Genomic DNA, 12,421 nt, shown 5'->3' with positions numbered 1-12,421 from the left:
CGCACCAGCCTACGGCCGCAGGTGCCGCCGCCGGACTCCACCCGGGGGTGGAGGCGGGAACCCGGCCGCGGGCGGACGACCCCGGCGCCGCGCGCTGCCTACCGTGGAATCAGGCCGGCCACCTGCGCCGGCACGAGACGAACCCCAGGAGTTCCGCGATGCCCGAGCCCGTCCCCGCCCGCCCCGAAACCCGCCCCGTGTCCCGCCCCGTCGTCGCGGGGGTGGCGGCCGTCTCCGCGACGGCGCTGGCCGCGGCCGTGCTCGCCTCGCTGTCGCTGACCGGGACCTCGCCGGGGGCGCTGCTGGCGGAACTGCGCGGGCAGGTCCGCACCGACAGCTACGGCAGCGCGGACCGGGCCCCCCGGGGCGACGTGCCGGCGTGGCTGCCCCCGTCCTCCGCGGAGGTGGTCGTGCGCAGGCCGGGGGAGGAGCAGGGGGCCGGCCCGGGGGCGGTGGCGGTGCAGGCCGACGTGCCGCACGGCTGGGCGCTGCCGCAGGAGTGCGCGGCGGTGGGGTACTCCCAGCCCTGGGACGGCGGCGGGAACTGGCCGCTGGCGCGCTCCACGCCGCTGTCGAGCTGCCCGGACGACGGTGGGGCCTGGACGGCGTTCCTCGACGGCGGGCGGCTGTACGCCTGGCGGTGAGGTCCCTCCCGCCTCAGCCCGCGCCCGCCCCCAGCGCGCTCACGTGCCGCTCGAGCAGGTCCGTCGCCCAGGTGCCGGCCACCTCCTCCGGCTGGCGCAGCAGGTGCAGCGCGAGGCCGTCGACGAGGGCGTGCAGCCGCCGGGCCTCGAACCCGGCGTCGAGGGCCGGGTCGTCGCGGCCGGCGGTGAGAGCCTCGACGCAGGAGCGGCAGGCCCCGGCGAGCTCGGCGTGCGCCGCGTCGTAGACCCGCCGCAGCGCGGGGTCGGTCGGGGCGAGGGACCCGATGTGCAGGAACACCTCCATCTCCATCCGGCGCTCCGCGTCCAGGGGCAGCAGCTCGGCGAGCAGTGCGCGGACGGCGTCCGCGGCCGGCAGGCCGCCCGGGAGCGCGGCGGTGCGTTCGCGGACGCGGCGGCCCACCAGTTCCAGGCAGAACACCAGCAGGGCCTGCTGGGTGGGGAAGGCGCGGCGCAGGGAGCCGGTGGCGAGACCGGCCTCGGCGGCGACGGAGCGCACCGAGACGCGGCCGACGCCGTCGCGGACGAGGACGCGCCAGGCGGCGCGGGCGACCTCCACCTCGCGGGCGGCGTGGTCGACGAGCTTGGGCACGCCCTGAATGTATACGACTGTGCTAACTTGACGGAGTTAGCACAGTCGTGTTCAGAAGGGAGGCCGGGATGATCGCGCTGATCGTGGCGTGCGAGGTGGGGTTCTGGGTCCTGGTGGCCGCCGGGCTCGTGGCGCGCTACCCGCTGCGCCGCCCCCGCACCGGCCTGCTGCTGCTCGCCGCCACCCCGCTGGTCGACGTCGTGCTGCTCGTGGCGACCGCCGCGTCCCTGCGCGCCGGGCACGTGGCCACCACCGCCCACGCCCTGGCCGCCGTCTACCTCGGTTTCTCCGTCGCCTACGGCCACCGGCTCATCCGCTGGGCCGACGTCCGCTTCGCCGCCCGCTTCGCCGGCGGCCCGGCGCCGGCGCGCCTGCACGGCGCCGCCCACACCCGCCGCTGCTGGGGCGACGTGGGCCGCACCCTGCTGGCCACCGCGATCGCCGCCGGCCTCCTCCTCGCGCTGGTGGCCTGGGTGGGCGAGCCCACCCGCACGGCCGCGCTGGTGGGGATGCTGCCCGTGCTGGGGATCGTCCTCCTCGTGGAAGTTGTCGCCGCGGTGAGCTACACGCTGTGGCCGCGCCGGGAGAAGGTCCGCCGCGGGCTTGACCCTGCCGCTGCGTCAACCGGAACGCTCCTCGCAGGCCGGGACGACCCGGCCGGTGTGCGCGGAGGAGGACGAGGGTGAGCTGGCCGATCACCGAGGTGGCGCGGATGGCGGGCGTGACGTCGCGGACGTTGCGGCACTACGACGCCATCGGCCTGCTGGCGCCGGCCCGCGTCGGCCCCGGTGGTTACCGCCACTACGAGGTGGTGGACCTGCTGCGGCTGCAGCAGATCCTGCTGCTGCGGGAGCTCGGCCTGGACCTGACCACCATCGCGGAGGTCCTCGGCGGGCAGCGGGACCGGCTCGCGGCGCTGCAGGCCCACGAGCGGTGGCTGCGCGCCGAGTCCGAGCGCCTCGCCCGGCTCGCCGCGACCGTCGCGCACACCGTCACGCACCTGCGAGGAGGGACGACCATGACCGCATCCGAGCTGTTCGACGGTTTCCGCGAGCGCACCGCCCAGGCGGAGGAGGACCTCGCCGCCCGGTTCGGGGAGGGCGTGCGGGAGCACTTCGCCGCCGCCCGCGAGCGCACCGCCGGCTGGAGCGCCGAGGACTACCTCGACGCGGAGGAGACCGGCAGGCGGATCGACGCCCGCGTCCTGGAGGTGATGCGCTCCGGCGCCGCACCGGACGGCGACGCCGCGCTCGACGCCGTGGAGGAGCACTTCCGCGCCGTCAGCCGGCACTGGACGCCGGACGCCACGAGCTACGCCGGGCTGGGCCGGTTGTTCGTGGAGGACCCGCAGCACCGCGCCCGGTACGACGCGCTGGCGCCCGGGCTGGCGGAGTTCTACCGCGACGCGATCGCCGCCTACGCCGCGCGACGCCTGGGCTGAGGCCGCGCGGGCTCAGTCCGGGCTCAGTCCGGGGTGGGACCCGCCCGCACCGGCGTGCTATTCGCTGGTGCGGGCGGCCTCCGCGGGCGCAGCATGCGGGCGTGGGCGAGGAGACGGCGGGAACCCGGACCGGCGGGAGCGGTGACACGGTGGTGCCCCTGCGCGGGTACCGGGCGCCGCGGGACGGGCGGACCCCGGCGGCCGTGGTCGCGCTCCTGCGGCACCTGGACGCCGCGGGTTTCCGCGGCGCCGCACCGCGTCCCGTCGCGGGAGCCGGGTCGCGGACGCCGCGCACCGTGGCGCCGTGCCCGGAGGACGCCCTGCCGGGCATCGGCGCGACCCTGCGGGAGCTGCACGTGGCGTCGGCGTCCTTCCGGGCACCTCCGGGCACCCGGTGGCGCCCGTGGTACGGGCGCACGCTGGGGGACAGGTCGCGCCGGGCCCTCGGCCACTGCGACACCTCCCCCGCGCACGTGCTCGTGCGGCCCTCGGGTCGCGTCGTCCTGACCGGGTGGGGGACGGCCGGGCCGGTGGACCCGCTGGTGGACCTCGCGCAGGCGTGCGGCCTCCACGCCGGGTTCTCGGACACCGGGTTCTCGAATGCCGGGTTCTCGGACGCCGGGTTCTCGGGCGCCCAGGAACCCGGCGCGGAGTTCGGGATCGGGGAGTTCCGGGGCGCGGAGTTCCCGGGGGCTGAGTTCCGCGGTACCGGTCCCCACCCCGCCGGGGAGTTCGACCCCGCCACCGGTGCCCGCCGCGCGCGCCTGGTGTGCGACGGGTACGCGGCGAGCGCCGCGGAGCGGGCGGAGGTCCTCGACCTGCTGCTGGCGCTGGCCGTCCTGGGCGCCGCCGACCGCACGCTGGCGGTGGCGCCCGGCCGGGAGCGCGAGGCGGCGGAGGCGGTCGCGGGCGGCGTCCGCGAGGCGGCCTGGCTGCTGCGGCACCGCCGCCTGCTGGCCGGCGCCCTCGCGTGAGCACCCGGCCGCGTGGGCGGTTCCGGCCGCGTGGGCGGTTCCGGTCGCTACGGCGGCGGCTGCGCGGCGTGCACGGAGACGTCCGCGGCGGCGACGTGCACCCGCACCGGGGAACCGGGGACGAGGTCCAGGTCGGCCGCGGCCCGGACGTCGAGGTCCACCAGGACGTCTCCGGCGGCGCTCCCCACCCGCACCCGCACGCCCGGGCCCGCCGGCTCCACGTCCAGCACCGTTCCCTCCAGCGCTGCCTCCAGCGCTGCCTCCAGCGCTGCCTCGAGCGCTGCCTCCGGCGGGACCTGCGGCGAGTCCTCCGGCCCGGTCCCCGGCGTACCCAGCAGCCGTGCTGCGGCGGGCCGGAACAGCGCGACCGCCGCCGCCCCCGCGGGGCAGTCCGCGTCCACCGCACCGGTCAGCACCGTGCCGCCGGTGGTCAGCAGACCGGTGGGGGTCGCGGTGCCCGGCAGCAGGTTCAGCCCCGCCAGGCGTGCGGCGAACGCGCCGCGGGGCCGGGTGAGGAGTTCCCCGGCCGGACCGGCCTCCACGACGCGCCCCGCCTCCAGCACGACGGCCCGGTCGGCGAGCGCCGCCACGTCCAGGGGGTCGTGGGTCACCAGCAGCGCCGAGCGGCCGTCCTCGCGCAGGACGCGCCGCAGGAGCCGCCGCAGCAGCGGCGCGGAGCGCACGTCGAGCGCGGCCATCGGCTCGTCGAGCAGCAGCAGCCGCGGGCGGGCGGCCAGGGCCCGCGCCAGCGCCACCCGCTGCGCCTGCCCGCCCGACAGCTGCGCCGGGCGCCTGCCCGCCAGGTCCGCCGCCTCCACCCGTTCCAGCCAGTGCAGCGCCTGCTCCCTCGCCCGCCCGCGGCCGGTTCCGCGGCTGCGCGGGGCGAACGCCACGTTCCGCGCGACGTCCAGGTGGGGGAACAGCAGCGGCTCCTGCGACAGCAGCACCGCACGGCGCCGGTGCGGCGGGACCCACACGCCCGCGGCGGTGTCCGCCAGGACCTGACCGTCGAGGACGACCCGCCCGTCGCCGGGGCGCAGCAGGCCCGCCGCCACGGCCAGCAGCGTGGACTTCCCCGCGCCGTTGGGTCCCAGGACCGCGACGACCTCGCCCGGCGCCACGTGCAGCGCCACGTCCAGGTCCCGCGCCGGCACGCGGACGTCCAGCACGAGACCCGCGCGGGGTGGTCCACCTCCCGGGTTCCCCGGCGCCTCGCCCGCGCGTTTCACCGGGTGTCGCGGCCGCGGGCCAGGACGACCACCCCGACGGCCACGGCCACCAGCAGCAGCGACAGCGCGACGGCCGCGTCGGGGTCCACCTCGCGCTGGAGGTAGATCTCGGAGGGCAGCGTGCGGGTGACGCCCTCGCGGCTGCCCGCGAACGTCAGGGTCGCGCCGAACTCCCCGAGCGCCCGCGCGAACGAGAGCACCGCGCCGGAGGCCAGGCCGGGCAGGACGAGCGGGAGCGTCACCCGGCGCAGCACCGTCGTGGGGCGCGCCCCGAGGGTGGCGGCCACCGCCTCGTAGCGCCGCCCCGCCGAGCGCAGCGCGCCCTCCAGGCTCACCACGAGGAACGGCATCGCCACGAACGTCTGCGCCAGGACGACCGCCGCGGTGGAGAAGGCGATGCGGAGGCCGAGGAGGTCCAGGTGCTGGCCGAGCAGCCCCTGCCTCCCGAACGTGGCCAGCAGCGCGATGCCCCCGACGACGGGGGGCAGCACCAGCGGCAGGAGCACCAGCGCGCGCAGCACCCGAAGGCCCGGCAACGCCGAGCGCGCCAGCACCAGCGCGAGCGGCACGCCCAGCAGCAGGCAGCACGCGGTGCTCGCCGCGGCGGTGCGCAGGCTCAGGCCCAGGGCGGCCAGCGACGCGGGGGAGGTGACGAGGGCGGGGAAGCGCACCCAGTCCACGCGGGTGAGCATCCCCAGCAGCGGCAGGGCGACGAGCAGCGCACCCGCGGCGGCGGGCAGCAGCACCCAGCGGGGCAGGTCGGTGCCGGTGGCCGTGGTGCCCGCCGCCGGCCGCGGTGGCCGCCTCACGGGCGCGGTGGCGGGCCGAAACCCGCCGCCGCGAGGACGCGCCGCCCCTGCGGTCCCTGCACGGCCGCCACGAACTCCGCGGCGAGGTCCCGCTGCTGCGCCTCGCGCAGCACGGCGATCGGGTAGGTGTTCACGACCTGCGCCGCCTCCGGGAGCGGCACCGCGTGGACGCGGCCGGCGGCGGCGCGCGCGTCGGTGACGTACACGATGCCCGCGTCGGCCTCCCCGGAGACGACCTTGCCGAGGACGTCGGCCACCGAGGACTCCTCGCTGACGGGGTCCAGCCGCACCCCGGCGGCGTCGGCCACCTGCCGGGTCGCCGCCCCGCACGGGACCTGCGGGGCGCAGACGACCAGGGCCAGGCCCGGCCGCGCGAGGTCGCCGAGCCCGCCGACGCCCGCGGGGTTCCGCGGCGGGGTGATGATCTGCAGGGTGTTGGTGGCGAACGCCGCCGCCTCGCCGTCCACGAGCCCCGCGCCGCTCACCTGCGCCATGCTGCGCTCGTCCGCGGTGGCCAGGACGTCGGCGGGCGCTCCGGCCGTGACCTGCGTGACCAGCTCGGAGGAACCGGCGAAGCCCAGCTCGACCTGCACGCCCGGGTGGGCCGCCTCGAACTCCCCGCCGATCTCGGTGAAGGCGGCCTTCAGGGAGGCGGCGGCGAGGACGGTGAGCGTGCGGGGGGCCGCGGAGCCGCCGGGCCCGGCACCCTGTGCTCCGCCGGTCCCCGGTGCGGGGGGGCCCGTCCCGCACGACGCCAGCAGGACCAGGGCCGCCAGCGGCGCGGCGGCGCGGGTGATGCGGTGCGGCACGGTCACGACGATAGTGCCCGCCGGTGCCCGGCCCGCCCGGCGTGGCGGTGGGCCGCCGGTGGACGGCCGCACCGCCGCACCCGCCGGCTGAACCGGTTCTGCCCGCCCGGCGCTGCCCCCGGCGTGGCGTCCCGGGCACGGATCCGCCCGGCCCTAGCGTGACGTGCGGCGGCCGCGGCGAGGTGGCCGTCTCCGCGCGGCAGCCGCCGGACGGGCTGCCGGAGTCCCTGGAGGAACCGTGGCGGCAGCGACGCACCACCCCCGAACGCCGGCCCCCGACCCCTACGTGCTGGACCCCGCGGGGGTCCGCGAGCCACCGGCGGGCTGGGCCGCCTCCGCGCGGTTCTTCGGCCCCGGTCTCATCGTCTCCGCGTCCATCGTGGGCGCCGGCGAGCTCATCACCGCCACCGCGCTCGGTGCCCGGGCGGGTTTCGTCCTGCTGTGGCTGGTGGTGTTCTCCACCCTCGTGAAGGTCGCCGTGCAGGTGGAGGTCGCGCGGTGGTCCATCGCCACGGGGGGCCGCGCCCTGGACGGCTACAACCGGGTTCCGCCGCGCGTCGGGCGCCTCGGCTGGGTGGTGGTGCTGTGGGTGCTCATGGCGCTGTCGAAACTCGTCCAGACCGGTGGCCTCATCGGGGGCATGGCGGCCGTGATGTCGCTGCTGCTGCCCATCGGGTCCGCCCCGCTGGAGCCGGTGAGCCTGACGGTGTGGGCGGTTCTCGTGACCCTCGTCGCCGTGGTCACGCTGCTGCCCAACAGGTACGGCCTCATCGAGAAGGTCGCGACGGTCCTCACCGTCACGTTCGTGGTGGTCACCGTCGCCGTCACCGCGGGCCTGCCGGCCACGGAGTTCGGCTTCGGCGCGCAGGAGATCGCCTCGGGGCTGTCGCTGTCGCTGCCGCTGGGCGCGCTCGGCATCGCCATCGCGATGTTCGGCCTGACCGGGGTGGGTTCGGAGGAGATCACCGCGTACTCGTACTGGTGCCTGGAGAAGGGGTACGCGCGCTGGACGGGCCCGGACGACGGCTCGGAGGCGTACCGGCGCCGGGCGCGGGGCTGGATCGCGGTGATGCGCAAGGACGCCGCCGCGTCGTGGGTGCTCTACACGGTGGCGACGATGGCCTTCTACGTCATGGGCGCGGCGGTGCTGCACCCGCAGGGCTTGGTCCCCGAGGGCAACGACATGATCGCCGTGCTGTCCGGGACGTACTCCTCGGTGCTGGGGGAGGGCGGCCGCTACCTGTACCTGTTCGGGGCCCTGGCCGCGCTGGGTTCCACCATCTGGGCGGCGGTGCCGTCGTGGTCCCGCTCGTGGGCGAACCTCGTGGCGATCCTGGGCGGCCTGGACTGGGCGGACGCCCGGCGCCGGAACACCGTCATGCGGTTCTTCGTCGTCGCGCTGCCGCTGACCTGGCTGGCGACGTACCTGTGGATCGCCTCGCCGTTCGTGATGATCCTGATCGGTGGGGTGGCCGGCGGCGTCTTCCTGGCCGCGGTGGCCGTCGCGGCGTGGTGGCTGCGGCGCCACGAGGTCGACCCGGCGCTGCGCGGGGGGCGCGGCTCCGCGGTGGCGCTCGCCGTGAGCGCCGCCGCCATCGTCGCGCTGGGCGTGTGGAGCGCCCTGAGCTCGACGGGGCTGGTCTCCGCGGGGGGCTGAGCGTCCCGCTCCCACTTCGTACACGACTCGATGTACAGTCGCGGGGTGGAGCTCCTGACGCACGGCGGGGTGCTGGCCCGCTTCGGCCACGCCCTGTCCGACCCGACCCGCGCGCGCCTGATGCTGGCCCTGCGCGAGGCCCCCGGCTACCCCGCCGAGCTCGCGGAGCTGCTGGGGGTCAGCAGGCAGAGCCTGTCGAACCACCTGGCCTGCCTGCGGGGCTGCGGTCTCGTCGTGGCCGTCCCCGAGGGCCGCCGGGTCCGCTACGAGCTGACCGACCCGCGCCTCGGGCACGCCCTGGGCGACCTCCTCGGGGTCGTGCTCACCGTCGAGGCCGCGTGCGCCCCCGACGGGCAGGGCTGCTGCTGATGTGCGACGGGCACGCGGCGCGACCGGCGCCCCACGACGAACTTCACGACGTACCCCACGACGCGCGCCGGGACGTGCTGACCCGGCGGGTGCGGCTGCTGGTGGCCGCGACCATCACGTGGAACGTCGCCGAGGCCGCCGTCGCCCTCACCGCCGGGGTCCGGGCCTCCTCCAGCGCGCTCGTCGGCTTCGGCCTGGACTCCGTCGTCGAGGTCTCCTCCGCCGCGGCGCTGGCCTGGCAGTTCTCCGCCCGCGACCCCGGGGTCCGCCAGGCCCGGGAGCGCCGCGCGCTGCGCGTCATCGCCCTGTCCTTCTTCGCCCTGGCCGCCTGGGTCGCCGCCGACGCGGTCCGCACCCTCACCGGCTCCGGGGAGGCGGACCCCTCCCGCACGGGCATCGTGCTGGCCGCCCTGAGCCTGCTGGTCATGCCGCTGCTCTCCACCGCCCAGCGCCGCGCCGGGCGGGAGCTGCACTCCGCCTCCGCCGTCGCCGACTCCCGGCAGACGATGCTCTGCACGTACCTGTCCGCGGTCCTGCTCGTCGGGCTCGTCCTGAACGCCGCGCTCGGCTGGTCGTGGGCCGATCCGGTCGCCGCGCTCGTCATCGCGGGCCTCGCCGTGCAGGAGGGGCGCGCCGCCTGGCGGGGGGAGGGCTGCTGCGCCCCCGGCGCCGGCACCGCGACCGGATCCGCCGCCGCGCAGGCGTCCTGCTGCGCCGGGCCGCAGGAGGCCACCCCGCCGCCGGCGGACATCGCCGCGCCCCGTCCCGCGCTGACCGTCAAGCCGCTCGCGGCCCCGGGCGGGACCGCCGGCGGCGGCTGCGCGAACGGCTGCTGCGCCCCGGCGCCCACCCCTGCCGGAGCGGTGCCCCTGCCGCTGGAGGCGCGCCACCCGCGCTGAGCGGCGCCCGCTCAGCCGGTGACGCCCACCCGGTCGGTGAAGGCGTTGGCGAAGACGCCGTCCGGGTCGTGACGGGCCACCAGCGCCCGGAAGTCCGCCATCCGCGGGTACAGGCCCGCCAGGCGCCGTGCGCCGGTGGTGAAGAGCTTGCCCCAGTGCGGCCGGGCGTCGAAGGGGTCCAGGGCGGCCTCCACGTCGGCGAGGGCTGCGAGCACCTCCGCCGGGCGCTGCCGGAACGTGAAGTGGACGGCGAGGGTGTCCCGCCCGCAGGAGCCCGACAGCCACAGCCCGTCCGCCGCGACGGTGCGGATCTCGCACATGTGCAGCAGGGGCGCGAGATCCGGGCCCAGCTCGCGCAGCGCGCCGATCGCGGCGGCGGCGTGCCCGCGGGGCAGCAGGTACTCCGCCTGCAGCTCCTCGCCGTTGCTGGGGGTGAAGCTGAACCGGAAGTGCGGCAGCCGCTCGTGCCACGGCCCGGGCACCCCGAGCTGCTGCGTCGCGTTGCGCACGTCGACCTCGGGCAGCGGGTGCAGCGGCTCGCCCGCCCGGTGCGCGCCGAACAGCTCCCGCGGCGCGTCGGGCGAGTCCGCCAGGCGCGTCTTGAGCCACACCTGGCGGGTGTCCGGGCCCACCCAGTCCGTGTAGACGCTGACGCTGTAGGCGGCCGAGGTCACCGCGTCGAGGTTCGCCAGCAGCGCCTCGAAGGACAGCCCGGAGTAGACGTCCTGGCGCACCTCGTAGGCGGGCACGACGTCCAGCTCCAGGTGCGTGACGATCCCCAGCGCGCCGAGCGCCACGACGCTGCCCTCGAAGTCCGCCTCGCCGCGCTGCACCCGCCGCACCTGACCGCCGGCGCCGACGAGCTCCACCGCCCGCACCGCCGCGGCCAGGTTCTGCGTGCGGTCCCCGGAGCCGTGGGTCCCCGTCGCCACCGCGCCCGCGACGCTGATGTGGGGCAGCGACGCCATCGTGGCCAGCGCCATCCCCCGCTCGTGCAGGGCCTGCGCCAGCACCCCGTAGCTCGTCCCGGCGCTCACCCGGGCCACGCCCGCGCCGGCGTCGACACCGACCTCCACCGGCAGCCCCTCCAGGGTGACGAGGTCACCGGGGGAGTCCGCGATGTCGTTGAAGCAGTGCCGGGTGCCCAGGGCGCGCAGCCGCCGCGCGCCGGCGACCACGCGGCGCAGCTCCTCCGTCGACGTGGGCCGGTGCAGCGCCCGGGCGGCGTAGCGGTGGTTGCGGGCCCAGTTGAGCCCCGGTGCCGGTGCCGGTGCCGCGGGGGACGTCGTCGTCGGAGTGCTCACCGGTGAACGATAGACACCACCGGAACGGGCGCCGGGCTCAAGAGCGCTGCGTGCGGTCCCGATGCACCGACCGTGGGAGGAACCGGCTGGCACCGCTACTCTCGTGGCGCCATGGGCCCGCAGACGAGACGCCACGGGGCGGTGTCCCCGTCCGGGGAGGTCCCCGTGCGGCCCGGGAACGACTCCACCGACCCCTTCACGACCATCTTCGTGGCGTCACCGGTCCCGATCGGCCTGTGCGCGCGCGGGGTCTTCATCGCCGTCAACCCCGCCATGTGCGAGCTCCTCGGCCGTCCCGAGTCGGAGCTGCTGGGCTCCTCCACCGTTCCCTTCACCCACCCCGACGACCTGCACACCAACCGCAACATCGCGGCGATGCTCGAGTCCGCCCGCGCCCGCGGCGAGCGCGCGGTGCAGCTGGAGAAGCGGTACGTGCGCCCCGGCGGCGAGATCGTCTGGGCGTGGCTCACCGTCACCGTGACCACCGGGGCGGCGGGTGAGGAGTGGACCCTCATGCACGCCCAGGACATCACCGCCCGCAAGGCCGCCGAGGAGGCCCTGCGCAGCTCCGAGGCCAACCTCGCCGCGCTCAACCGGATCGCCCGGCGCGTGCAGGCCGGGGAGGACCCCCGCCAGGAGATCATTGACTCCGCGCGGGCGGTGTCCGGCGCCGGCTTCGTCGCCCTCTGCGAGCCGCAGGGCGGTGAGGGCCCCGCGGCGCTGCGCGTCACCGCCGCCACCGACCCCGGCGCGGTGGGCGCCCAGGTGCAGCTCGGCTCGGCTTCCGCGACGTCCCACTGCTACCTCTCCGGTGACGTGGTGCTGGTGCCGGACTGCTCCGCCGACCCCCGCGCCGGGCAGGACCTCCCGCAGGTCGCCGCCGCCCGCTCCGTGCTGTGCAGCCCGCTGCGGACCACGGGCCTGGTCAGCGCGGTGCTGGTGGTGTGCTGGCGGGAGCAGGTCGCCCTCGTCGAGGAGCGTCCCGCGCGTGCCCTGCTGATGCTGGCCGCCGGCGCGTCCGCGGCGCTGGAGCACGCGCGCGTGGTGGCGGAGCTGGAGGCCTCCGCGGTCACCGACGCCCTGACGGGCCTGCCGAACCGCCGCGGCTGGGAGGAGCACCTGACGCGGCTGGCCGCGGCGTGCGCGCGGGAGGGCCGGCCGCTGACCGTCGCGGTCCTCGACGTCGACCGGTTCAAGCTCTACAACGACACCGAGGGGCACCTGGCGGGGGACCGCCTGCTCGCGGAGGTGGCGCGGCTCGTGGCCCGCGAGCTGCGCGGCAGCGACGTCGTCGCCCGCTGGGGAGGGGAGGAGTTCGCCCTGGCCCTGCCGGACTGCTCCGCCGAGGCGGCCCTGCCCATCCTGGAGCGTGTCCGCCTCGCCGTCCGCGACGCGCGCACGTGCAGCATCGGCTACGCGACGCGCCGGGGGGCGGAGCCCTTCGCCGACCTGCTGTGCCGCGCCGACGCCGCCCTCTACGCCGCCAAGCAGGCCGGGCGCGACCGGGTCCTCGACGCCGGGACCCTGGAGGCGCGGGCCGTCGAGGCGCGCGGCTGCGCACCGGAGCCCGGCACCCGTCCCCGCTTCCCCACGCAGCCCGGCGCCGACCGTCCCGACCCGGCCGTCTGGTACGGCAGCCGCGACCGCTGAGCCCGGCCCGGACGCGGCGCACGGAG

At 77.4% G+C, this 12,421-nt stretch carries 13 protein-coding genes; 8 read left to right on the top strand and 5 right to left on the bottom strand.

Features of this window, described 5'->3' with window-relative positions; genetic code table 11:
* The first annotated feature begins 158 nt into the window (after positions 1-158).
* On the top strand, positions 159-644 hold the full coding sequence (locus ACYQBY_RS03140) for a hypothetical protein (RefSeq protein WP_459642328.1): 486 nt from the start codon (positions 159-161) through the stop codon (positions 642-644).
* 13 nt (positions 645-657) lie between these two features.
* Here ACYQBY_RS03140 and ACYQBY_RS03135 read toward each other — a convergent pair whose 3' ends face one another.
* Positions 658-1,254, bottom strand: coding sequence for a TetR/AcrR family transcriptional regulator (locus tag ACYQBY_RS03135; RefSeq protein ID WP_459642327.1), 597 nt, complete (start codon positions 1,252-1,254; stop codon positions 658-660).
* Between the two features lie 68 nt (positions 1,255-1,322).
* Between ACYQBY_RS03135 and ACYQBY_RS03130 the strand changes: the two genes are divergently transcribed.
* The 3 genes from ACYQBY_RS03130 (at position 1,323) to ACYQBY_RS03120 (ending at position 3,669) form a co-directional block, all read left to right on the top strand.
* On the top strand, positions 1,323-1,940 hold the full coding sequence (locus ACYQBY_RS03130; RefSeq protein ID WP_459642326.1) for a hypothetical protein: 618 nt from the start codon (positions 1,323-1,325) through the stop codon (positions 1,938-1,940).
* Positions 1,937-2,695 carry a MerR family transcriptional regulator gene (locus ACYQBY_RS03125; RefSeq protein ID WP_459642325.1) on the top strand — a complete coding sequence of 253 codons (759 nt, stop codon included), beginning with the start codon at positions 1,937-1,939 and terminating at the stop codon, positions 2,693-2,695. The genes ACYQBY_RS03130 and ACYQBY_RS03125 overlap by 4 nt, the downstream gene beginning before the upstream one ends.
* Positions 2,696-2,796: 101 nt before the next feature.
* Positions 2,797-3,669, top strand: coding sequence for an aminoglycoside phosphotransferase family protein (locus ACYQBY_RS03120; RefSeq protein WP_459642324.1), 873 nt, complete (start codon positions 2,797-2,799; stop codon positions 3,667-3,669).
* A gap of 47 nt (positions 3,670-3,716) precedes the next feature.
* Here the strand turns inward: ACYQBY_RS03120 and ACYQBY_RS03115 are convergent, their stop codons facing one another.
* The 3 genes from ACYQBY_RS03115 to modA form a co-directional block, all read right to left on the bottom strand.
* Positions 3,717-4,823: a sulfate/molybdate ABC transporter ATP-binding protein gene (locus ACYQBY_RS03115; RefSeq protein WP_459642323.1), complete on the bottom strand. Its 1,107-nt coding sequence runs from the start codon at positions 4,821-4,823 to the stop codon at positions 3,717-3,719.
* Positions 4,824-4,894: 71 nt separating this feature from the next.
* Positions 4,895-5,707: an ABC transporter permease gene (locus tag ACYQBY_RS03110; RefSeq protein WP_459642322.1), complete on the bottom strand. Its 813-nt coding sequence runs from the start codon at positions 5,705-5,707 to the stop codon at positions 4,895-4,897.
* On the bottom strand, positions 5,704-6,516 hold the full coding sequence (modA, locus tag ACYQBY_RS03105; RefSeq protein ID WP_459642321.1) for a molybdate ABC transporter substrate-binding protein: 813 nt from the start codon (positions 6,514-6,516) through the stop codon (positions 5,704-5,706). The genes ACYQBY_RS03110 and modA overlap by 4 nt, the downstream gene beginning before the upstream one ends.
* 238 nt (positions 6,517-6,754) lie before the next feature.
* Between modA and ACYQBY_RS03100 the strand changes: the two genes are divergently transcribed.
* From ACYQBY_RS03100 to ACYQBY_RS03090, 3 genes are read left to right on the top strand one after another with little or no spacing between them, the layout of a single operon-like run.
* Positions 6,755-8,173 carry an Nramp family divalent metal transporter gene (locus ACYQBY_RS03100; protein ID WP_459642320.1) on the top strand — a complete coding sequence of 473 codons (1,419 nt, stop codon included), beginning with the start codon at positions 6,755-6,757 and terminating at the stop codon, positions 8,171-8,173.
* A 30-nt stretch (positions 8,174-8,203) separates the two neighbouring features.
* Positions 8,204-8,542 carry an ArsR/SmtB family transcription factor gene (locus ACYQBY_RS03095; RefSeq protein WP_459642319.1) on the top strand — a complete coding sequence of 113 codons (339 nt, stop codon included), beginning with the start codon at positions 8,204-8,206 and terminating at the stop codon, positions 8,540-8,542.
* The gene (locus ACYQBY_RS03090; RefSeq protein WP_459642460.1) at positions 8,542-9,441 is read left to right on the top strand and encodes a cation transporter; all 900 of its coding nucleotides are present in this window, start codon (positions 8,542-8,544) and stop codon (positions 9,439-9,441) included. Before ACYQBY_RS03095 ends, ACYQBY_RS03090 begins: the two co-directional genes overlap by 1 nt.
* A gap of 11 nt (positions 9,442-9,452) precedes the next feature.
* Here ACYQBY_RS03090 and ACYQBY_RS03085 read toward each other — a convergent pair whose 3' ends face one another.
* The gene (locus ACYQBY_RS03085; protein ID WP_459642318.1) at positions 9,453-10,745 is read right to left on the bottom strand and encodes a D-arabinono-1,4-lactone oxidase; all 1,293 of its coding nucleotides are present in this window, start codon (positions 10,743-10,745) and stop codon (positions 9,453-9,455) included.
* Positions 10,746-10,910: 165 nt separating this feature from the next.
* Between ACYQBY_RS03085 and ACYQBY_RS03080 the strand changes: the two genes are divergently transcribed.
* On the top strand, positions 10,911-12,395 hold the full coding sequence (locus tag ACYQBY_RS03080) for a sensor domain-containing diguanylate cyclase (protein ID WP_459642317.1): 1,485 nt from the start codon (positions 10,911-10,913) through the stop codon (positions 12,393-12,395).
* Positions 12,396-12,421: the final 26 nt, after the last annotated feature.

It is taken from the genome of Kineococcus anabasis, from assembly GCF_054590795.1.
Note: the sequence above shows the minus strand (reverse complement) of the source record. Positions and strands in the feature narration are given on the sequence as shown.

What these genes read in the sequence shown, in the direction of transcription:
- ACYQBY_RS03130 (WP_459642326.1), top strand. Translation starts at nt 1,323, where the DNA reads ATGATCGCGCTGATCGTGGCGTGCGAGGTGGGGTTCTGGGTCCTGGTG.
- ACYQBY_RS03095 (WP_459642319.1), top strand. Translation starts at nt 8,204, where the DNA reads ATGTACAGTCGCGGGGTGGAGCTCCTGACGCACGGCGGGGTGCTGGCC.
- ACYQBY_RS03140 (WP_459642328.1), top strand. Translation starts at nt 159, where the DNA reads ATGCCCGAGCCCGTCCCCGCCCGCCCCGAAACCCGCCCCGTGTCCCGC.
- ACYQBY_RS03090 (WP_459642460.1), top strand. Translation starts at nt 8,542, where the DNA reads ATGTGCGACGGGCACGCGGCGCGACCGGCGCCCCACGACGAACTTCAC.